Below are 19870 nucleotides of genomic sequence, written 5' to 3'. Positions count from 1 at the left end.
ATGCCGTCTCCGCCACGGGAGGCATCAGCATCGCCCCGTCGGCCACCGTGACGGGCGTGGCTGCGCCCGCGGTGGCCTCCGCCAACCGCACGACCGGGGCAGGGCGTTCAGCGCCTCCGGCAACACCAAACCGAGCGCGGCGAGCTCCCGTCCAGGTTCGAGCCTGCCCACGGCTCGGCCCCGGGCATCGCCCTCCTGCTGCGCACTTCGCCCACAAGACCGAGACCGCGGCCAGTGAGGATGCCGTCTCCGCCACGGGAGGATCAGCGTCGCGCCGTCGGCCACCGTGGCGGGCGTGGCTGCGCCCGCGGTGGCCTCCGCCAACCGCACGACGGGGCAGGGCGTTCAGTGTCTGCGACAAGCGGGCCAACAAGTCCCACGGACGGCATGGGGAGGCCCCAGGCCATGCCGGGCGCTGTTGGTTGACTCGGGTCTTCGAAGTGGGCGGTGCGAGGGCCAACGGTCGGCCATCCGCAGCCGTCACGCCGGTCGTCGATCGGTGGATCCGGGCCAGAACCGGCGGCGTCTGCCAAGCCGCACCCGGGGCCGCCGGTGGCCCAGAGCCGCCACTTGCTGACCGTAGACCGCGGCCCGACATCGACATCCGTACCCACGAGACCGACACCGAGGCCAGTGAGGATGCCGTCTCCGCCACGGGGGGCATCAGCATCGCCCCGTCGGCCACCGTGGCGGGCTTGGCTGCACCCGCGGTGGCCTCCGTCAACTGCACGAACCTGGCGGCGCGTTCAGTGTCTGCGGCAAGCGGGCCAACAAGTCCCACGGACGGCATGGGGAGGCCCCAGGCCATGCCGGGCGCTGTTGGTTGACTCGGGTCTTCGAGGTGGGCGGTGCGAGGGCCGACGCTGGCCATCCGCAGCCGTCACGCCGGTCGTCGATTGGTGGGGCCGCCGGTGGCCCGGAGCCGCCGCTTGCTGACCGTAGACCGCGGCCCGGCGTCGACATCCGTACCCACCCCGTACGACAACGTCGGCCTTCAAGACCACAACCAGGTCTTGAAGGCCGACGTCACACGCGCCCCCGACGGGACCAGCGAGAATTACTGCGTCTTGACGGTGACCTTGCCGTCGATGATGTCCTGCTTGGCCTTGTCCACGGCGGTGACGACGTCCTTCATCGCCTGGTACTTCGGGTTGGAGTCGGCGAAGCCCACGCCGCCCGACTTGAGGTCGCCGCGGACCTCGCCCGACAGGGGCTTGCCCTCGGTGACGGACTTGACCAGGTCGTACACCGCGCCGCCCACGTTCTTGAGGGCGGAACCGAGGATGTAGTCCTTGTACTTGGCCAGCGCGTCCTGCTTGTACTGGTCGGAGTCCACGCCGATCGCCCAGATCTTGTGCTCGGCGGCGGCCTTGATGACACCCTGGCCGGACAGACCGGCGGCGGCGTAGATCACGTCGGCGCCCGAGTCGATCTGGCCGTTGGCGGCGTTCTCACCCTTGTCGGGGCTGGAGAAGCCACCCTCCTGCGGGGTCTGGGTCAGGTACTGCTTCTCGATCTTGATCTTCGGGTTGACCGACTGAGCGCCCTGGATGAAGCCGGCCTCGAACTTGTGGATCAGCGGGATGTCCACACCGCCGATGAAGCCGATGTGGTTCTTCTTGGTGGTCTTGGCGGCCGCGACACCGGCGAGGTACGAGGACTGCTCCTCGTGGAACACCATGTCGGCGACGTTCTTCGACGTGATGCTGTTGTCGTCGATGATGCCGAAGGTGATCTTCGGGTACTTGGCGGAGACCTCCTTGACGGCGGGCGCGTAGACGAAGCCGACGCCGATGATCGGGTTGTAGCCCGACTTGGCGAGCTGCTCCAAGCGCTGCACCTTGTCCGCGTCGGTCTCGTTGTCGTTCGGCTCGACGTCCCGGCCGCCGATCTTGAACTCGGTCTCCGCCTTCTGGAAACCGGTGTAGGCGGCGTCGTTGAAGGACTGGTCGCCCTTGCCGCCGATGTCGTAGGCGAGACCTATGCCCTTGCCCGAGTACTTGCCGTTCTCGGACGTGGTCGAGGAACCACTGCTGGACTTGCCGCACCCGGCGGCCGCGAGGGCGACGACCGCGACGGTCACCGCAGCTTGGGAGAACCTGGTCCTCCGAGAGTTCAGACGCACAGCAAGCACCCTTCATCCCCACGGCACCGTCGCCGGCCCGCTTCCCCAATGTGCCGCCTCAGGTGGCGATTTCGGCGCACAGTAACGCGCGTAGAAGGTGAGGGGAACGGGGTTTCTCCGGGCCGTTATCGATTCGTGCCGACTCCGGGTTACAGCTGGAATCCGGCGGTTACAACAGGGTGACACAAGGAGGCGAAGAGGTACCAATAGGGCACCTCTCCGCCCTCCGGTCGCTACTGCGCGGCGTCGAGCAGGGCGGCGGCGGTGAACAGCTCCACGCCGACCACGATCGCGTACTCGTCGGCGTCGAAGTCGCCCTGGTGCAGGTCACGCACCGTGCGCTCGCCGGGGGTGCGCACCCCGAGCCGTGCCAGGGCTCCGGGCACATGCTCCAGATACCAGGAGAAGTCCTCCCCGCCGAGGCTCTGCTCGGTCCCCTCGACCGACTCCGGGCCGCGCCGCGCGACCATCGCGTCCCGCAGCAGTTCGGTCACGACGGGGTCGTTGACCACCGGCGGGACACCCCGCACATAGTTGATCTCCGACTTCGCCCGGTGCATGGTCGCGACCTCGTCGATCGCCGCGTGCACGATGTCGGGCGCCTGCCGCCAGGCCTCCAGGTCCAGACAGCGCACGGTGCCCGAGAGCTCCGCGTGCTGCGGGATCACGTTCGGCGCGTGTCCCGACTCGATCCGTCCCCAGGTCACGGCGAGCCCGCTCCTGCTGTCCACGCGCCGGGCGACGAGCGCGGGCACGTCGATGGCGACCCGGGCGGCGGCCGTGACCAGGTCGGTGCTCAGATGCGGCCGGGCGGTGTGCCCGCCGGGGCCGTCCAGGGCGACCTCCAGCCGGTCGCAGGCGCTGGTGATGGCGCCGTGCCGCAGGCCGACCTTCCCGACGTCCAGCCGGGGATCGCAGTGCACGGCGATGATGCGCCGCACCCCGTCCAGCACCCCGCAGTCGATGATGTCCGTGGCACCGCCGGGCAGCACCTCCTCGGCGGGCTGGAAGATCAGCCGCACGGGCCGGGGCAGCCGGCCCTGGCGGTGCAGCTCGGCGAGGACGAGTCCGGCGCCCAGCACCACGGCCGTGTGCACGTCGTGTCCGCAGGCGTGGGCCCGGTCGGGCACGGTGGAGCGGTACGGGCAGTCGCTCTTCGTGTCCGGGATGGGCAGGCCGTCGATGTCGGCCCGCAGGGCGAAGATGCCGCCGCCGTCGCCGTCGCCCGCCTCCGCCACGCCGATGTCGCATACGAGCCCGGTTCCGACGGCGAGGACGCGGGGGCTGAGCCCGGCCTTCTCCAGCCGCTCCTTGATCGCGGCAGTGGTGCGGAACTCCTGGTTGCCCAGCTCGGGGTGCATGTGCAAGTCGCGCCGGAACGCTACGAGTTCGTCGTACAGCGCTTCGCTCAGCACGCCGGGCAGCACATCACCGGGCAGATCGGCCTCGGACTCTCGGGACATCAATTGGTTCACCCTCTGAAGGGTAGGACGCCCGGACGGTCAACTGACCCTCGATCAACAAAAGTTCAACCCGTTAGGGGAAGAAAATCTGACCACCGGACGCATAGCTATCGACGGAGATGGGTAAACTCGTCCGACTTCAAGCCAAGTCGATCACGAAATTCCACGGCGCGCGACCCCGGCCGCACCCCCGAACCCTTCCCGGTCCCTTTTCCTCCACGGATACCACGCCCCGCCCGAGCACGGCTGGAGCTGTCCACCCACCGGACCGGGAGAAGCGCGGGACGGCCCGGCGGCCGCGCCGGTAACGTGCGCCGACGTGACGGAACCGGACTTCATCCAGGCCACCCGCTCCTCCTACGACGCCATCGCCAAGGAGTACTCGGACCGCTACCCGGACCACCTGGCGGACCGACCCGTGGACCGGGCCATGCTCACCGCCTTCGCCGAACTGGCCAGGGCCGCCGCCCCCGCGCCCGTCGCCGACCTCGGCAGCGGTCCGGACCACATCACCGCCCGTCTGCACGAACTCGGGGTGCCGACCTTCGGGGTCGACATCTCGCCCCGGATGACCGCCCTGGCCCGTGAGGCGCACCCGCGGCTGCGCTTCCACGTGGGCTCGCTGACGTCCCTGGACCTCCCGGACGCCACGCTCGCCGGGATCGCCGCCCTCTACTCGATCATCCACGTACCCGACGAGCACCTGCCGGCGACCTTCGCGGAGTTCCACCGCACCCTCGTCCCCGGCGGCCACGTCCTGCTGGCCTTCCAGTACGGCGACGGCGAGGGCCTGCACCTCACGGAGCGCTTCGGCCACGAGATCAGTCTCGACTACCACTGGCGCACCCCGGACACGGTCGCCACCCTCCTGACCGAGGCGGGCCTGCACCCACTCGCCCGAACCGTGCGCGAACCCCTGGACGAGGAAAAGCTCCCCCGCGGCTTCGTCCTGGCCCACAAGGCCCCGGCCGACCGGCACGGACACCAGGGCCGCACCCGGACCCGGGCCTGACCGGGGTCACAACGGGGTCGGACCAGGGTCAGACCGCGCTCACCGCCGCCAGGCGGTGGACGTCGCGAGCCGTGCCCGTCACCCCGGAAAGGAAGCCCTGGGCCCGGGGGGAGGCGTTCTCCGTCAGCCAGGCCGGGTCGATGTCGCACACGGCGACCCGTACTCCCGTGCCGACGAGGGCGAGGGGCAGGGTGTGGACGACCGTCGACGGGAAGCTGAGGATCGTCCGCCCGATCGGCCCGCGCCGGGCGATCAGCTCCAGCGGGAGGTCGGGGCGGACGATCTCCAGTCCCGTCGCGGCGGCGAGCCGGTGCAGTTTGTCCGCGCTCTCGCGGCGGTGGGCGAAGTACCGCAGGGCCCCGTGGGCCTTGGCCAGGCTGCGCACCGCCTCCAGATAGCGGTCCCCGTCCACCACCCCGGTCTCCACCAGGGACGTGCCCACCATGTCCGCGCCCTTGGTGATGCGCGGCGGGCCGAAGCGGGCCCGGGTCCAGCCGAAGTCGTTCGCGGTGACCGTGACGCCCTCCGGGGTCTCCTCCATCGGCATCGAGGAGAAGACCTCCACCCGGCGCTTGCCGCTGGGGGTCAGCCTGCGCCGGGCCGAGGACGACACGGGGGCGAAGAGGAGGTCGCGCGGGCCGGGGCGGCCGCCCTTGCGGTGCCAGCGGACCAGACGCTCGCCACGGGCGAGCTGGGCGACGAACTCCATCGTCGCCGTGCCGTCGTCGACCACCACCAGGTCCTTGGCCCGGGTGATCGTCAGCAGCAGCTGTACATAGCGGGAGAACGGGTCTCCCATGACGATGCGGTCCGCCCGGCGCAGTGCCCCGGCGAGCCCGCCGATCGTGTGGAAGGGCGCGGTCGTACCGCCCCGCGCCTCCTCCCAGCGGACCTGGTACCCCTCGTCCCGGGCCAGGTCGGCCATACGGCGCAGCTGGCCCCGGGTCATGGGGTCGGTCGGGGACAGCACGACGACGGTGAGCTCCGCGCCGGCCCCCGGTGGCCCGCCGTCGACGGACCGCCTCACCTGGGACGGCACGGACGGCGGCGACCCCGCGCCGGACTCTCCCGCCCCTCGCAGGGCGTGGACGTGCGCCCACTCCAGCACGTTCAGCAGCTGTACCGGGCTCTCCACGAACGCGAGAGTGCGGGGGGTGGTGCCGGTGTTCCCGGCGCGGGGGCTCATCGCCGTCGGACCGTCCCGTCGTAAGGCGTGGTGTATGGCGTTGTCGGTGTTCGGGTTGCTCAGACCGCGACCGGCTCGCCCGCCGCGGCCGCGATCTCCGCCTCGGCGACGACGCCGGCGACACGGCGCAGCTTCTTCATCGGGCCGAGCTCGGAGTCGTAGACCTTCTTGACGCCGTCACCGAGGGAGGCCTCGATGGTGCGGATGTCGCGGACGAGGCGCGTGAGGCCCTGCGGCTCCACGGAGGCGGCCTGGTCGGAGCCCCACATGGCGCGGTCGAGGGTGATGTGGCGCTCGACGAAGGTGGCGCCGAGGGCGACGGCGGCCAGCGTGGTCTGCAGACCGGTCTCGTGGCCGGAGTAGCCGATCGGCACGTTCGGGTACTCGTCCTGCAGGGTGTTGATGACGCGGAGGTTGAGCTCCTCGGCCTTCGCCGGGTACGTCGAGGTGGCGTGGCAGAGCAGGATGTTGTCGCTGCCCAGGACCTCGACCGCGTGGCGGATCTGCTTCGGGGTGGACATGCCGCTGGAGAGGATGACCGTGCGGCCCGTGGCGCGCAGGGCGCGCAGCAGCTCGTCGTCCGTCAGGGAGGCGGAGGCCACCTTGTGGGCGGGGACGTCGAACTTCTCCAGGAAGGCGACGGCCTCGGTGTCCCACGGGGAGGCGAACCAGTCGATCCCCTTCTCCTTGCAGTACTCGTCGATCTGGCGGTACTCGTCCTCACCGAACTCCACGCGGTGGCGGTAGTCGATGTAGGTCATCCGGCCCCAGGGGGTGTCGCGCTCGATGTCCCACTGGTCGCGCGGGGTGCAGATCTCCGGCGTGCGCTTCTGGAACTTCACGGCGTCACAGCCGGCCTCGGCGGCCACGTCGATCAGCTTGAACGCGTTCTCCAGCTCACCGTTGTGGTTGATGCCGATCTCGCCGCAGATGTAGACGGGGTGGCCGGGGCCGGCGGTGCGGGAACCGAACTGGCGGATGCGGGAGTTGCTCATGGCAGGGGGTGTCCTTACTTGGTGAGGGAATCGAGAGAGGGGCCGAGGATCCAGCTGGCGATCTCCCGGATGGCGCCGTCGCCACCGGGGACGGTGGTGACCGCGCGTGCGGCGCCGCGCACGACGTCGTGGGCGCTCGCGACCGCCACGGGCCAGCCCACGAGGGCGAAGCACGGGAGGTCATTGACGTCGTTGCCGACGTAGAGCACGCGCTCGGGCGCGATGCCCTGCTCCTCGCACCACTGCTTGAGTGCGAGGTCCTTCCGGTCGATGCCGTGGAGCACCGGGATCTGCAGCTTCCGGGCCCGGGCGGCGACGACCGGGTTCTGTTCCGTGGAAAGGATCAGCATCTTCAGGCCGCTCTTGCGCAGCGCGGCGATGCCGAGTCCGTCCCCGCGGTGCACGGAGACGAACTCCCGTCCGTCGGAGTCGATCAGCACCCTGTCGTCGGTCTGGGTGCCGTCGAAGTCGAGGACTACGGCGTCGATGTCGTCGTAGGTGGGGAGGGCGCCGGGGCGGTCCGCATCGAAGAGCGGGGCCAGGGCGCGGGCGCGGGCGAGGTCGTGCGGGTCGTCGATCTCCAGCACGCGCGCGGGGTCGGTGCGTACGAGTTCGGTGTGGCCGAAGAAGCGGTGCTGGTGCTCGCGGAAGCCCCGGGCCTCCATGGCGTAGGCGGCGCCGGTCTCCAGCAGGTCCTGCGGGCGGTCCTGGCGGCGCGGCCGGAAGGACTTGTCGTGGTTGACGCCGTAGCCGCCCACGGAGGCCCCCTCGGCCTCCCCGGTGACCGGTACCGGCACGGGCGCGTCCGCCCCGTCCCGCCAGATGAAGCCGTGGAAGGGGGCCACGGTCACGGCCGTGTCGGCGCCGTTCTCGACGACCGCTCCGGCCACGCCGTCGATGTCCTCGCGGACGATGAACGGGCTGGTGCACTGGACCAGCAGGACGACGTCGACCGGGGTGCCGTGCAGCGCCTCGTGGGCGTCCATGGCATGCAGGACGGCGGCCTCGGAGGTGGCGGTGTCACCGGCGATGGCGGCCGGACGGAGGACGACCTCCGCCCCCGCCTGCCGGGCCGCCGCCGCGATCGCCTGGTCGTCGGTGGAGACGACGACGTCGGTCACCAGACGGGAGGCCCGGCACTCGCGTACGGCGCGGGCGACCAGCGGGACGCCGCCGACCGGGGCAAGGTTCTTCGCGGGCACTCCCTTGGAGCCGCCACGCGCGGGAATCACGGCGAGCACACGGCGCAGGGCGGCCGCTTCGGGGTGGGACATCGGCTCTGTTCCTTCGGACGCTTGACGCGGGATCCGGTCGCTCACAGCTCTCCCATTCGTCGGATCACGGGTGCCACCCGCTGGACGCCGTGGCGGTAGGCGCCGCGCGCCGCACGGCGCACGATCTGGCGGACCGGTCCCGGCGCCTTGTCGGCGGCGGGCGCCCCGGGCAGCGGGGAGCCGTCGGGGCCGAGGTGGTGGCGGGCGAGAATCCCCGGCAGATAGCCGGGCGCGGTCTCGGTCGTGTAGTAGGGGTTCAGGGGCGGCAGGCCGCCGGGCCCGCCGAGCAGTTCGGCGATGCGCTCGCGTGCCGGGTCGAAGGCGGTGCCGTACGACCCGTCGGCGGCGACGCCCTGCCGGGCGACCCACTCCTCGTCGGGCGCCGGCCGGTGGCCGATGTCGAGCTGGTCCCAGGAGGCGAGGCAGCCGGAGCCGACGAAGTGGTGGTTGCCGAGCACCTCGCGGACGCCGAGGTCGGTGAGGACCACGGTGGGGATCCGGCGGTGCAGGGCCTCCAGCGCGGCCGTCGAGCTGACCGTGACGAGCAGGTCGGTGCGGTCGAGGACCTCGCCCATGTGCCCGTACACCAGGCGGAAGTTGGCGGGCAGGTCCTGGCCCTGCGCCAGCTTCTGGTAGGGGAGCTCCTCGATGTGTGTGGTGTGCTCGCCCGGCTTGGAGCGCAGCTTGAGCAGCACCTCGCGCTCGGGGTGCTTACGGGCGTGCTCGACCAGCCGGTTCAGCAGGTACGTACGGTCCTTGCGGCTGTCGGGGACCGAGGGCTGGGCCGCGAACACGACGGTGTACGGGTCGTGTTCACCGGTGTAGGGCTCCCCGCCGAGGAACGGCAGGGCGACCTCGGTCACCGAGGAGGCGTCGGCGCCCACTCCCTCGTACACGGCCCGGAACCGGTCCGCGTCCTGGCGGGAGTTGGCGAGGACGAGGTCCGCGCCGTGGCGCAGCAGCAGCCCGTCCGCGAGTTTCTCGTAGACGACTCCGACATAGCCGGTGACGACGACGGGTCGCTTCGCGGCGCCGTCCCAGGCCCGCCGCAGCCCGTGCAGCATCGCCTGTACGGCGCCGCCGACGAGGGCGAGGACGAGGACGTCGTACGACTCCGCACGCATCGCGCGCAGGAATTCCACGGCGGTCACCTCGCGGAGCGAGTCCGCGTGGACGCCGACTTCCTGCAGCTGGCGGGCGGTCGGGGTGGCACGGCCCCGTAGGAGATAGCCGTCGAGCCGGATGTCCGATTCGGCGGGAATGGCGCGTTGCGCGGTGAGCGCGCCCCATTTCCACCGGGTGTCGGAATCCGCGAGAACGGCGACCCGCAGGGAGTTCGTTGCACTTGCTGGCACGTCGAAGACGCTAGGAAGCCATTCCTAGGTTCCGCCCAACCCGAATGCAACAAACGGTTAACAGCACATCGACGAATGGCGAATCAGGCCGGGAAGGCACAGCAAAACAGTCCGGTTCACAGCTTCGCCACCAGCAGTTCACCTGACATCAAGGAGACGGCCAGAACGAATGACGGGCCGCCCTCTAACGTCAACGGCGTGGTGAAGCTCTCGGTCATCGTGCCGTTCTACAACGTCCAGCAATACGCGCCGGACACGCTGAAGAGCCTGCGTGCGAACGCGCGTGAGGACTTCGAATTCATTCTCGTCGACGACTGCTCGCGCGACGGGACGCCGGACATTCTCGAACGCGCGGAGCGGGAGCTGCCCGGCGCCGTGCTGGTCAGACATGAGCAGAACGGAGGGCTGGCCACCGCGCGCAACACCGGGATCGACCGGGCGCGCGGCGAGTATCTGACGTTCCTGGACGGCGACGACTGGCTCGCTCCCGGCTACTATCCGCAGCTGGTCGCCGCCATCGAGGAGCTGGGCTGCGACTTCGTGCGCACCGACCATGTGCAGTGCACGGCCAGGGCGCGCGCGATCCACCGGGTGCCGCACGGCCGCCGGGGTGTCGTGATGGACCCGCGCGGGGCGATCCTGCCCGCCGACCGGTCCACCTCCGTCGACTACGCGTACGCGTGGGCGGGCGTCTACCACCGCCGGCTGGTCGACCGCGGGCTGCTGCACTTCACCCACGGGCTGCGCACGGCGGAGGACCGGCCCTGGATCTGGAAGCTGCACCGGGAGGCGGATTCCTTCGCCGCGGTGGGTCTGCTCGGCGTGTACTACCGTCGCGGTGTCGCCTCCTCGCTCACTCAAATCGGTGATGTGCGACAACTCGATTTCATTCGCGCGTTCGACCAGGTAATCGAGCAAACCTCACGCGATCCCGAGGCCGATAAGCTGCTGCCGAAAGCAGTGCGCACCTATTGCGCAATCATGGCCCATCACCTCGGATCGATCGAGAGGTTCGAACCCGCCGTGGCTCGAAAATTGCGTTCTCTCAGCTCAGCGGCCCTGAAACGACTGCCGCAGGACCTGCTGACGGAGGTAATGGACACGATGGACCCGCAGCGGGCGAGCAGGTTGCGGCGGCTGCGCCGGCGGCCGTCGACCGCCCGGACGGTGGCCGCCTGATGCGCCGTACCACCCATGTTTTCTGTGCGTCGACGCTGTACGGAGCCGCGACCCTGGCCGCGGCTCTCGACGCCGGACTGTTCGAGCCGGCCGACCGGCGGCTGCTGCTCGTCACCAACAACGCGTCCAACCCGGAGACCACGCCCCCGGTCGACCGGATGCCGGGCTTTTCCCGGGTGCGTGAGCGCTTCGACGGGGTGCTGTCCTGGAACGACACCATCGCCCCGTTCCACCCGAGCGGCTGGGGCCCGCGCGCCGACGACATCCCCATGTGGGAGCGGTACGTACGGCTGCTGTGGGGTCTCGGCGACGACGAGATCCGGCTGACCGTGGAGTCCGTGCAGGTCAACCCGTCGCTCGCGCTGTGCCAGCTGTTCACCGGCGCTCCCGTCGACGTCTACGCCGACGGCCTCATAAGCTATGGCCCCACCCGCGACAAGATCGATCCGCTGGTCGGCACCCGCATCGGCCGCCTGCTGCACCTCGACCTCGTCCCCGGGCTGACCCCGCTGCTGCTCACCGAGTTCGACGTGCGGCCCGAGCTGGTGCCGGCGGAGGCGTTCCTCAAGGTGCTCGAAGAGCTCGCCGACGGGGAGGCCGCCCTGCCCGGCACCGGCGACCCGCGGCCCGCCCTGCTGCTCGGCCAGTACCTCTCGGCGCTGGAGATCCTCGGTGACGCCGAGGAGGAGGAGCTGCATCTGAAGATGGTGCGCGGCGCCGTGGCACTCGGTCATCGCAGACTGGTCTTCAAGCCGCATCCCGTCGCGCCCGCCCGCTGGTCCCGGCTCCTGGAGGACGAGGCGGCCCGGCTCGGCGCCGAACTCACCGTGCTGGACCGGCCGGTGCTCGCCGAGGTGGCGTTCCAGCTGATGCGCCCCGCCCTGGTCGTCGGCTGCTTCTCCACCGCCCTGTTCACCGCGGCCGGGCTGTACGGCCTGCCCGTCGCCCGCGTCGGCACCGAGGCCGTGCTGGCCCGTCTGGCGCCGTACCAGAACAGTAACCGCGTGCCGGTCACCCTCGTCGACGCGCTGCTGCCCGAGCTGGGCGACCGCAAGGCGGTGACCGACTGGTCGATGCCGTCGCCGGAGCGGGTGGACGAGCTGGCCGCGCTGCTCAGGGCGGTCGGCTTCGCCATGCAGCCCAAGATCTATCCGCGGCTGCGCGAGGATGCCGAGCGCTATCTGTCCCGGCATCTCAACCCGCACACCTGGCGGTACTTCAAGCGCCGGCGGCTCACCTCGCTGGCCCTGCCGGGCGCCGTACCCGCCCAGCTGTCGTTCATCCCGCGCAACGCGACCGTGCGCCGACTGGCCCGCCGGGCCAGGGCGCTGCGACAGAGCGCCAAGCGCTGAGCCGGCCCGCCGCCGCAACGCCCCCGTGCCTCTCATCGAGCCGGGGGCGTCTGCGTGAAGTGCGCGCCCGAGGGTAGGCGTCCGACGCCTCGCGAGCCCACATCGCGACACCTCCCCACCTCCCCGTAAGAAAGCCCCGGATGAACGCGTCCAACCCCACCCTGGTTCCGACCCGCCCGAACCCTGTCCCTCCCACCCCGCCCCCGCGCACAACCGACAACCGGCTGCGCGCCCTCGACGGCCTGCGGCTGCTGGCCGCGCTGATGGTCTGCCTCTACCACTTCGCCGGGAAGGGCGGCCCGGTCGCCGGGTCCTGGCACGGGTCCCCCGCCCGCCTCTTCCCCACGCTCTCCCAGGCGGCCACGTACGGCTGTCTCGGCGTCCAGTTCTTCTTCGTCATCAGCGGATTCGTGATCTGCATGAGCAGCTGGGGCCGCACCCTGGGCCAGTTCTTCCGCTCCCGGGTCGCCCGGCTGTACCCGGCGTACTGGGCCGCGCTGTTCCTGGTCGCCGGTGCCTCCCTGCTGCTGCCGGTGGTCGTCCGTCCCCTGCGGCTCGACGAGTTCCTGGTCAATCTGACGATGCTCCAGCAGCCGATGGGCGTGCCGCGGGTCCTGGGCGTGTGCTGGACGCTCTGGGTCGAGGTGCGCTTCTACGCGCTGTTCGCCCTGTTCGTGGTCTGGCGCGGGGTCACCTATCGCCGGGTGGTGATCTTCTGCTGCCTGTGGACCCTGGCCGGAGTGTTCGCGCGGGTCGCCGACCACCCGCTCACGGACGCGCTGGTGATGCGCGACCACGCACCCTTCTTCATCGGCGGCCTCGCCCTCTATCTCATCCACCGCTACGGCAGCGATCTGCTCCTGTGGGGCATAGTCGCCGTCTCCTGGCTGCTGGGCCAGCGCTACTCGACGACCGCGCTGTGGCACCCCGGCGCGCAGGGCGACGCCTTCCACCGCGATCCGTACGTCATCCTCCTCGTCGTCACGCTGGCCTTCGCCGCCGTGGCCGCGGTGGCGCTGGGCTGGACCCGCTGGGCGAACTGGCGCTGGCTGACGGTGGCCGGGGCGCTGACGTACCCCTTCTATCTGATCCACGAGCATCTGGGCTGGTTCGTCATCCGGGCGCTGCACCGTGCTCTGGGGCTGGGTCCGTGGCCCACGCTCACGGCCACGGTCACCGTGCTGCTGGGCCTGGCCTGGCTGATCCACCGCTGGGTGGAGCGGCCCTTCGGCCCCCGGCTGAAGCAGGCACTGGCGACACACGGGCCGCGGGTCCTCGCGCTGCGGTGAACGGCCGGAGACCGGTGGGGTGCTGATGCCCCCACCGGCCTCCCGGCCTGCGGGCCTGGCCCACGCCCGCGGCCACGGTCACCGCGCTGCTGGGCCTGGCCTGGCTGATCCACCGCTGGGTGGAGCGGCCCTTCGGCCCCCGGCTGAAGCAGGCACTGGCGACACACGGGCCGCGGGTCCTCGCGCTGCGGTGAACGGCCGCAGGCCGGTGGGGTGCTGATGCCCCCACCGGCCTCCCGGCCTGCGGGCCTGGCCCACGCCCGCGGCCACGGTCACCGTGCTGCTGGGCCTGGCCTGGCTGATCCACCGCTGGGTGGAACAGCCGTTCGGGCCCCGGCTGAAGCAGGCACTGGTGACACACGGGCCGCGGGTCCTCGCGCTGCGGTGAACGGCCGCAGGCCGGTGGGGTGCTGATGTCCCCACCGGCCTCCCGATCCGTGTACCTGGCCCACGCCCGCGGCCACGGTCACCGTGCTGCTGGGCCTGGCCTGGCTGATCCACCGCTGGGTGGAGCGGCTGCGGTGAACGGCCGGAGGCCGGTGGGACGTTGATGTCCCACCGGCATCCGGGTCCGTGTGCGTGCGTCAGCTCTGGCGTGCGCGTATCTGTCGTACGGCCCGCCGTACCGCCGGGTGGCGGCGCAGGGACTCGGCCCGGATGGGGCTGCCGCCGGGCAGGCGGAGGCTGGTCAGGCGGCGCTTCTTGAAGTACTGCGGGTACTCGGCGAGGTGGGCGGTGAGCCAGGCGGCCGCCTCCTCGTGCAGGCCCGGGTGCTTGCGGGACTGCATGCAGTAGCCCACGGTGCGCACCAGCGGGCCCAGCTCGGCGCTCAGGGAGGCGAGTTCGAGCGGGGTGCCGAGGGTGGCGCTCTCGGCGTCGGGGAGGGCAGCGTCGATGATGGTGAGGGGGACGCGGTTGCTGTTCTCGTACGGGGTGATGCGTTCGAGGAGCAGCTCCGTGCCGACGCGGGCGACGGGGATGTCGTAGAAGGCGGCGGCGGTCATCAGCGCGGTGGAGAAGCAGCCGATGACCAGCTCCGGCTTCAGATGCGCGAAGACGGTCTCGGCGAGCACGGGTTCGCTCAGGACGCTGAGCCGTACCCCGAGCTGTTCGGCAGCCTCCTCCAGCGACCTGCCGTAGACCGAGGGCGCGCTGGGATGGGGCTTGAACAGCACGCTCCGGTGCCCGGCCCGCGCTGCGGCACGCAGCATACGGACGTGGAGCTCCTCCTCCTCGTCCTGAGTGATGAGGTCGATGGCGGAGAGGTACTGGCCGAGGAGCACGGCGGTGGGGCGGCCCTCGACGGGGATGCGGTCGGCGAGGATGTCGGCGCCCTCCTCGCCGATCTGGGCGAGGACGTCGACGATGGCCTCGTTGGGCACGGGCTGGGGTTCGACGCCGTACTCGGCCAGGAGCATCGGGCGCAGCCCGGGTATCAGGTCCAGGTGGAGGACGCGGGCGATGCGGCTGCTCATGCCGTGCGGGATCCGGTTGCGGGTGGGGCCGTAGCTCATCAGGCCGTCCGCGTAGACGTGGATCGGGCTGTCGGCGAAGATCTCGGCGACCGCGCGGGAGGGATTGGCCTGGATGGACTCGCAGGCGATCTCGACGGGCTCGTCACCGAGGTCCCAGGCGAGGCGTACGGCCTTCTCCCACAGGAGGGCGTCCTGTGCGCGCGGGGACCAGCCGGCCGGGTGGTGCGGGGAGATGAACTCGTTCCACGAGCGCACCTCGTCGAACTCGGGGCGCAGCTTCTCGAAGCCGGCCATCCGGTCCAGCGGTGTGCCGACCTCGGGGACGGCGGCGGTGTTGCTGACGACCAGGATGCGCCGGTGGGCGGCGCGGGGGCCGAAGAGCCCGGCGCGGAGGGCCGCGGTGACGGTGGCGGCCGCGTACTGCGTGGCCGAGAAGAAGATCTGCGTCGTGCCGCCGGAGGTCTTCGTCGTGCTGGTGCTCATGCTCATACCCGTGCTCGGTCCCGTGCCGCTCATGCCGCGACTCCCTTCATGCCGCCGCGGATGCGCCGCAGTATGTGCACGCGTTCCTCGCCCATGCCGACGAGGGCCTCGTTGAGCTCCTCCTCGGTCATCCGGCCCAGGGCCTCGGCGGCCAGCTGCCGCAGCTTGGCGGCGACGCTGCGCTCGAACCTGCCCCGGTCCAGGAGCTGGTGGGCGATGACCACGCAGTAGTTGCGCAGCGCCTTCTTGCGCAGCCGGTCCGCCTCGGGGTCGCCGGCGAGCTCGCTGAGCACGAGGTCGAAGGAGCGGAAGAAGTCCAGCTGGCGGACGTCGCCGATCTGGGTCAGCGAGCTCGACACGCCCCGGCGGTAGAAGACGCCGCGCAGGCTGGCGGCGACATAGGAGTCCGCCCTGCGGTGCAGCTCCCAGATCCAGGGGCGGTCCTCGGCGGTGCGCAGTCCGTCGTGGAAGCGCAGCAGGCCGCGGTCGAGCAGCCGGCGGTGGTAGACGCCGGCCCAGGCGTACGGGTAGTCGACCATCGTGGTGTCGTCGACGGGGAGGATCGAGGTCCGCGGGTCGAGCGGGGTGTGCCGGCGCCCCTCCGGGGCCCGGTGGACGGCTCGCTCGACCCCGGTGACCTGGACGTGGTCGGTGCGGACGAAGTCGACGTCGAAGCGTTGGACGCAGTCGACCAGGTCGGCCAGATAGCCCGGGGCGAGCCAGTCGTCGCCGTCGAGGAAGGTGAGGTAGCGGCCCTCGGCCGCGTCGATGCCGGTGTTGCGCGCGGTGGCCAGTCCACCGTTCCGCTCGTGCCGTATCACCCTGCTGTTCTTCAGTTTCTTCGTCAGCGTCAGCAGCGCTTCATAGGTCCGGTCCTTGGTGGACCGGTCCTCGACGAAGAGGAACTCGAAGTCGTCCCGTGCGTTGTTGACGAGGCTGGTCACCGTGTCGGCGACATAGGTCTCGATGTTGTAGCAAGGGACGATGACGGACAGGGTCGGTTCATTGGCCACGTGTGCACACCCGTGCTCGCTTCGGAAATATCTCCGCGATCCTGAGGCGGCTCCGTCGCCCGGACACGACCGGACGACGACTTCCAGGTGAACACGGAATGACATTGCAGACGGAAAGTGAATTAAGCGTTCCGCCACCTCAAAGCCGTGTCCGGCTGATGCACTCGGTCCTCCGCTGCGTCGAACAAAAAATCGACGCACATCTGACCGGAGGACCTGAAAGCCGTGTTCAGGAAATTCCCGCTCAGCACGAAGACCCTGATGACCGTCTCCCTCGTCGGCAGCGCACTGGCCGTGGCGCCGAACGCGGTCGCCCAGCCGGAGTCCGCCCCGGCGCGGAGCGCCCGTCCGGTGCACGACGTGACCGTGGCCGGCGGTCCGAGCGGCGGCGCGGCGCAGAAGCTCGCCGACCGCCTGGGCCGGTCCCACACCGCCGGCGTCTATCTCGACCGTGTCCAGCGCCGTTTCGTCGTCACCGTCACCGACGCGAAGACCGCGGCCGCGGTCGAGGAGGCCGGCGCCATACCGAGACGGGTGACCTACGGCACCGCCCAGCTGGAGTCGATCAAGAACGGCCTCGACCGCCGCTTCAGAACGCCGGGGACGATGTGGGGCGTCGACGTCCCCACCAACCAGGTGGTGGTCCGCGCCGACAGCACGGTCGGCCGGCGGGACGTCGCGGCGCTGAAGCGGTACCTCGCGCCCTTCGGCGAGGCCGCCAAGGTGATCCGTGTCAGCGGCAGGACCGAGCGCACGGCGGGCGCGATCAACGGCGGCGACTACATCGAGAACGGCGTCGTCTCGTGTTCGTACGGCTTCACCGTGCGCAAGAAGTCGGACCCGAACTACAAGGCGATCCTCACCGCCGGACACTGCACCAACACCTCGGGGACCGACTGGCGGAAGTCGGACGGCACCTACATCGGCTACACGACCGGGCACAACGTGGCGAGCGGAAACGACTTCGGCCTGATCCGGGCGTACAACGGCAGCGTGACGTACTACGGGAACGTCGAGGCCAAGGACGGCGCGGCCCAGGACATCTCCTACTCGCGCGACAGCAGGCTCTACGAGACCGCCTGCGCCTCCGGCTACCGGAGCAAGTACGACTGCAACCTGATCGGCATGAAGAACCAGACGATCAACTACACCGACGGCATGACGGTCACCGGCATGGACGTGGCGGCCATCTGCCGCAACCACGGTGACAGCGGCGGACCGCTGTTCGCCGGCGACGCCGCCCTGGGTCTGCTGTCCGGGTCCAACGACAGCGCCTGCTACAGCTACTACCAGCCGGTCAACGAGGCGCTGGCCTGGTACGGGATGGAGGTCTTCTGACCTGGGCCGGACGGTCGTGCACGTCCTACGAGCTCGCCAGCGACAGCTTCACCGCGAACCCGAGGAACAGCGCCCCCGCCGCCGACGTGGCCGTCGCGGACAGCCGCTTGCGGCGCCGGAAGGCATCCGCCAGCTTCGTGCCGCTGAATATCAGCGCGCTGAGATAGAGGAAGCTGGCCAGCTGGGCGAAGGCGCCGAGAACGACGAAGGACAGGGCCGGATAGGCGTAGCCCGGATCGACGAACTGCACGAAGAAGGCGACGAAGAACAGGATCGCCTTGGGGTTGAAGAGGCTGACGACGAGCGCGCGCCGGAAGGGCCGCTCGTCGGTGGCCGCGGCGGGCGCCGTGTCCTCCACGGCCTTCTCCCGCCGGGTCCGCCACATCTGCCGGGCGGCCCGCAGCATGCCGATCGCCAGCCAGGTCAGATATCCGGCACCGGCGTACTTCACGATCCCGAACAGCACGGCGTTCGCCTGGAGCAGCGAGGCGACCCCGGCGGCCGACAGCGTCATCAGCACGGTGTCCCCGCACCAGACGCCGGCCGCCGCGGTGTAGCCCGCCCGGATGCCGCGCCGGGCGGCCACCGACAGCACGTACAGGGAGTTGGGGCCGGGGAGCAGGACGATCAGGACGAGGCCTGCCAGATAGGTGGGGAGATCGATGACGCCGAACATGGAAAGGAGTGTCGCACGGGGGTACGACAGTCCCTCCGGCCGGTCCTCATCAGAACGCATCCGACGGCACGTAGGTCCCCCAGACCTCCCGCAGCGCGTTGCACACCTCGCCCACCGTCGCCCGCGCCCGCAGTGCCGCCCTCATGGGGTACAGGACGTTGTCCTCGCCCTCGGCCGTCTTCTTCAGGGCCACCAGTGCCGCGTCCACCGCTGTCTGGTCCCGCTCGGCACGCAGCCTCGCCAGCCGCTCCGCCTGCTGGGCCTCGATCGCGGGGTCCACGCGGAGGGGTTCGTACGGCTCCTCCTCGTGCAGCTGGAAGCGGTTGACGCCGACCACGACCCGCTCGCCCGCGTCCGTCTCCTGGGCGATGCGGTACGCGTTGCGCTCGATCTCCTCCTTCTGGAAGCCGCGCTCGATCGCCGCGACCGCGCCGCCGAGGTCCTCGACCCTGCGCATCAGGTCCAGCGCCGCCGCCTCCACGTCGTCCGTCATCCGCTCGACGGCGTACGAACCTGCGAACGGGTCCACCGTCGCGGTCACGTCCGTCTCGTGGGCCAGGACCTGCTGGGTGCGCAGGGCCAGTCGCGCGCTCTTGTCCGTGGGCAGCGCGATCGCCTCGTCGAAGGAGTTGGTGTGCAGGGACTGGGTGCCGCCGAGCACCGCGGCCAGGGCCTGGACCGCCACCCGCACCAGGTTCACCTCGGGCTGCTGGGCCGTGAGCTGGACGCCCGCCGTCTGGGTGTGGAAGCGCAGCATCCAGGACTTCGGGTCCTTCGCGCCGAACTCCTCCCGCATCACCCGCGCCCAGATCCGGCGGGCCGCGCGGAACTTGGCGACCTCCTCCAGGATCGTGGTCCGGGCGACGAAGAAGAACGACAGCCGGGGCGCGAAGTCGTCGACGTCCATGCCCGCCGATACCGCCGTACGGACGTATTCGATGCCGTCGGCGAGCGTGAAGGCGATCTCCTGCGCGGGCGACGCGCCCGCCTCCGCCATGTGGTAGCCGGAGATCGAGATCGTGTTCCACTTCGGGATCTCGGTCCGGCAGTACTTGAAGATGTCCGCGATCAGCCGCAGGGACGGCTTGGGCGGGAAGATGTACGTCCCGCGCGCGATGTACTCCTTCAGGACGTCGTTCTGGATCGTGCCCGTGAGCCGGTCCGCCGGCACGCCCTGCTCCTCCGCCACCAGCTGGTACAGGAGCAGCAGCAGCGCGGCCGGGGCGTTGATCGTCATCGACGTCGACACCTTGTCCAGCGGGATTCCGCCGAACAGCACCCGCATGTCGTCGATGGAGTCGATGGCCACGCCGACCTTGCCGACCTCGCCGTGGGCGAGCGGCGCGTCCGAGTCGTGGCCCATCTGGGTGGGCAGGTCGAAGGCGACGGACAGGCCGGTCGTGCCGTGCGCGATCAGCTGCTTGTAGCGGGCGTTGGACTCGGTCGCCGTGCCGAAGCCGGCGTACTGCCGCATGGTCCAGGGGCGGCCCGTGTACATCGTGGGGTACACGCCGCGGGTGAAGGGGTACGCACCCGGCTCGCCCAGGGTCTCGGCGGGGTCCCGGCCCGCGAGATCCCGCGGACCGTAGACGGGTTCGATGGGCAGTCCGGACTCCGACTCACGCGCCATGGTTTGTGCCTCCGCATTACATTCG

The 19870-nt window shown here is 70.6% G+C and carries 15 protein-coding genes; 5 read left to right on the top strand and 10 right to left on the bottom strand.

The features are described 5' to 3' along the window. Positions 1–1057: 1057 nt before the first annotated feature. Together AB0I54_RS01600 and AB0I54_RS01595 are read right to left on the bottom strand one after the other, a co-directional pair. Entirely contained in the window at positions 1058–2083 is a 1026-nt protein-coding gene (locus tag AB0I54_RS01600; protein WP_363293830.1) for a BMP family ABC transporter substrate-binding protein, read from the bottom strand. Between the two features lie 275 nt (positions 2084–2358). Next, complete coding sequence (locus AB0I54_RS01595) at positions 2359–3588, bottom strand: amidohydrolase (RefSeq protein WP_363293829.1); 1230 nt, start codon at positions 3586–3588, stop codon at positions 2359–2361. 319 nt (positions 3589–3907) lie between these two features. Here AB0I54_RS01595 and AB0I54_RS01590 point away from each other — a divergent pair, with 319 nt between their 5' ends. Next, positions 3908–4600, top strand: coding sequence for a class I SAM-dependent methyltransferase (locus tag AB0I54_RS01590; RefSeq protein WP_363293828.1), 693 nt, complete (start codon positions 3908–3910; stop codon positions 4598–4600). Positions 4601–4628: 28 nt separating this feature from the next. Here AB0I54_RS01590 and AB0I54_RS01585 read toward each other — a convergent pair whose 3' ends face one another. From AB0I54_RS01585 to AB0I54_RS01570, 4 genes are read right to left on the bottom strand one after another with little or no spacing between them, the layout of a single operon-like run. Further along, entirely contained in the window at positions 4629–5786 is a 1158-nt protein-coding gene (locus AB0I54_RS01585) for a hypothetical protein (protein WP_363293827.1), read from the bottom strand. A 59-nt stretch (positions 5787–5845) separates the two neighbouring features. Next, the gene (locus tag AB0I54_RS01580) at positions 5846–6781 is read right to left on the bottom strand and encodes an N-acetylneuraminate synthase family protein (protein ID WP_363293826.1); all 936 of its coding nucleotides are present in this window, start codon (positions 6779–6781) and stop codon (positions 5846–5848) included. 14 nt (positions 6782–6795) lie between these two features. Continuing rightward, on the bottom strand, positions 6796–8055 hold the full coding sequence (locus tag AB0I54_RS01575; protein ID WP_363293825.1) for an N-acylneuraminate cytidylyltransferase: 1260 nt from the start codon (positions 8053–8055) through the stop codon (positions 6796–6798). Positions 8056–8096: 41 nt separating this feature from the next. Continuing rightward, positions 8097–9410 carry a DUF6716 putative glycosyltransferase gene (locus AB0I54_RS01570; RefSeq protein WP_363293824.1) on the bottom strand — a complete coding sequence of 438 codons (1314 nt, stop codon included), beginning with the start codon at positions 9408–9410 and terminating at the stop codon, positions 8097–8099. Between the two features lie 198 nt (positions 9411–9608). Between AB0I54_RS01570 and AB0I54_RS01565 the strand changes: the two genes are divergently transcribed. The 3 genes from AB0I54_RS01565 to AB0I54_RS01555 all read left to right on the top strand — a co-directional run bounded on the left by AB0I54_RS01565 (position 9609) and on the right by AB0I54_RS01555 (position 13230). Next, positions 9609–10589: a glycosyltransferase family 2 protein gene (locus tag AB0I54_RS01565; RefSeq protein WP_363294347.1), complete on the top strand. Its 981-nt coding sequence runs from the start codon at positions 9609–9611 to the stop codon at positions 10587–10589. Further along, positions 10589–11941, top strand: coding sequence for a polysialyltransferase family glycosyltransferase (locus AB0I54_RS01560; protein WP_363293823.1), 1353 nt, complete (start codon positions 10589–10591; stop codon positions 11939–11941). The genes AB0I54_RS01565 and AB0I54_RS01560 overlap by 1 nt, the downstream gene beginning before the upstream one ends. A 140-nt stretch (positions 11942–12081) precedes the next feature. Then, positions 12082–13230 (top strand): acyltransferase, encoded by a 1149-nt coding sequence (locus AB0I54_RS01555; protein ID WP_363293822.1) that lies wholly within the window; start codon positions 12082–12084, stop codon positions 13228–13230. Between the two features lie 584 nt (positions 13231–13814). On the opposite strand, the gene AB0I54_RS01550 is transcribed toward AB0I54_RS01555, so the two are convergent. Continuing rightward, positions 13815–15188, bottom strand: coding sequence for a polysialyltransferase family glycosyltransferase (locus tag AB0I54_RS01550; protein WP_363294346.1), 1374 nt, complete (start codon positions 15186–15188; stop codon positions 13815–13817). A 29-nt stretch (positions 15189–15217) separates the two neighbouring features. Beyond that, positions 15218–16201, bottom strand: coding sequence for a glycosyltransferase family 2 protein (locus tag AB0I54_RS01545; protein WP_363293821.1), 984 nt, complete (start codon positions 16199–16201; stop codon positions 15218–15220). Between the two features lie 225 nt (positions 16202–16426). Here AB0I54_RS01545 and AB0I54_RS01540 point away from each other — a divergent pair, with 225 nt between their 5' ends. Then, positions 16427–17539, top strand: a complete 1113-nt coding sequence (locus tag AB0I54_RS01540) for a S1 family peptidase (protein ID WP_363293820.1) — start codon at positions 16427–16429, stop codon at positions 17537–17539. 25 nt (positions 17540–17564) lie between these two features. Here the strand turns inward: AB0I54_RS01540 and leuE are convergent, their stop codons facing one another. Together leuE and AB0I54_RS01530 are read right to left on the bottom strand one after the other, a co-directional pair. After that, positions 17565–18215: a leucine efflux protein LeuE gene (gene leuE / locus AB0I54_RS01535; protein WP_363293819.1), complete on the bottom strand. Its 651-nt coding sequence runs from the start codon at positions 18213–18215 to the stop codon at positions 17565–17567. 49 nt (positions 18216–18264) lie between these two features. Further along, on the bottom strand, positions 18265–19845 hold the full coding sequence (locus AB0I54_RS01530; protein ID WP_363293818.1) for a methylmalonyl-CoA mutase family protein: 1581 nt from the start codon (positions 19843–19845) through the stop codon (positions 18265–18267). Positions 19846–19870 lie beyond the last annotated feature (25 nt).

Origin of the sequence: Streptomyces sp. NPDC050625 (genome assembly GCF_040654755.1) — a bacterium.
In the GTDB taxonomy this organism is placed as follows: Bacteria; Actinomycetota; Actinomycetes; order Streptomycetales; family Streptomycetaceae; genus Streptomyces.
This window is presented reverse-complemented; position numbering and strand designations above follow the sequence as displayed.

What these genes read in the sequence shown, in the direction of transcription:
- AB0I54_RS01555 (WP_363293822.1), top strand. Translation starts at nt 12,082, where the DNA reads ATGAACGCGTCCAACCCCACCCTGGTTCCGACCCGCCCGAACCCTGTC.
- AB0I54_RS01585 (WP_363293827.1), bottom strand. Translation starts at nt 5,786, where the DNA reads ATGAGCCCCCGCGCCGGGAACACCGGCACCACCCCCCGCACTCTCGCG.
- AB0I54_RS01595 (WP_363293829.1), bottom strand. Translation starts at nt 3,588, where the DNA reads ATGTCCCGAGAGTCCGAGGCCGATCTGCCCGGTGATGTGCTGCCCGGC.
- leuE (WP_363293819.1), bottom strand. Translation starts at nt 18,215, where the DNA reads ATGTTCGGCGTCATCGATCTCCCCACCTATCTGGCAGGCCTCGTCCTG.
- AB0I54_RS01575 (WP_363293825.1), bottom strand. Translation starts at nt 8,055, where the DNA reads ATGTCCCACCCCGAAGCGGCCGCCCTGCGCCGTGTGCTCGCCGTGATT.
- AB0I54_RS01550 (WP_363294346.1), bottom strand. Translation starts at nt 15,188, where the DNA reads ATGAGCACCAGCACGACGAAGACCTCCGGCGGCACGACGCAGATCTTC.
- AB0I54_RS01530 (WP_363293818.1), bottom strand. Translation starts at nt 19,845, where the DNA reads ATGGCGCGTGAGTCGGAGTCCGGACTGCCCATCGAACCCGTCTACGGT.
- AB0I54_RS01580 (WP_363293826.1), bottom strand. Translation starts at nt 6,781, where the DNA reads ATGAGCAACTCCCGCATCCGCCAGTTCGGTTCCCGCACCGCCGGCCCC.
- AB0I54_RS01560 (WP_363293823.1), top strand. Translation starts at nt 10,589, where the DNA reads ATGCGCCGTACCACCCATGTTTTCTGTGCGTCGACGCTGTACGGAGCC.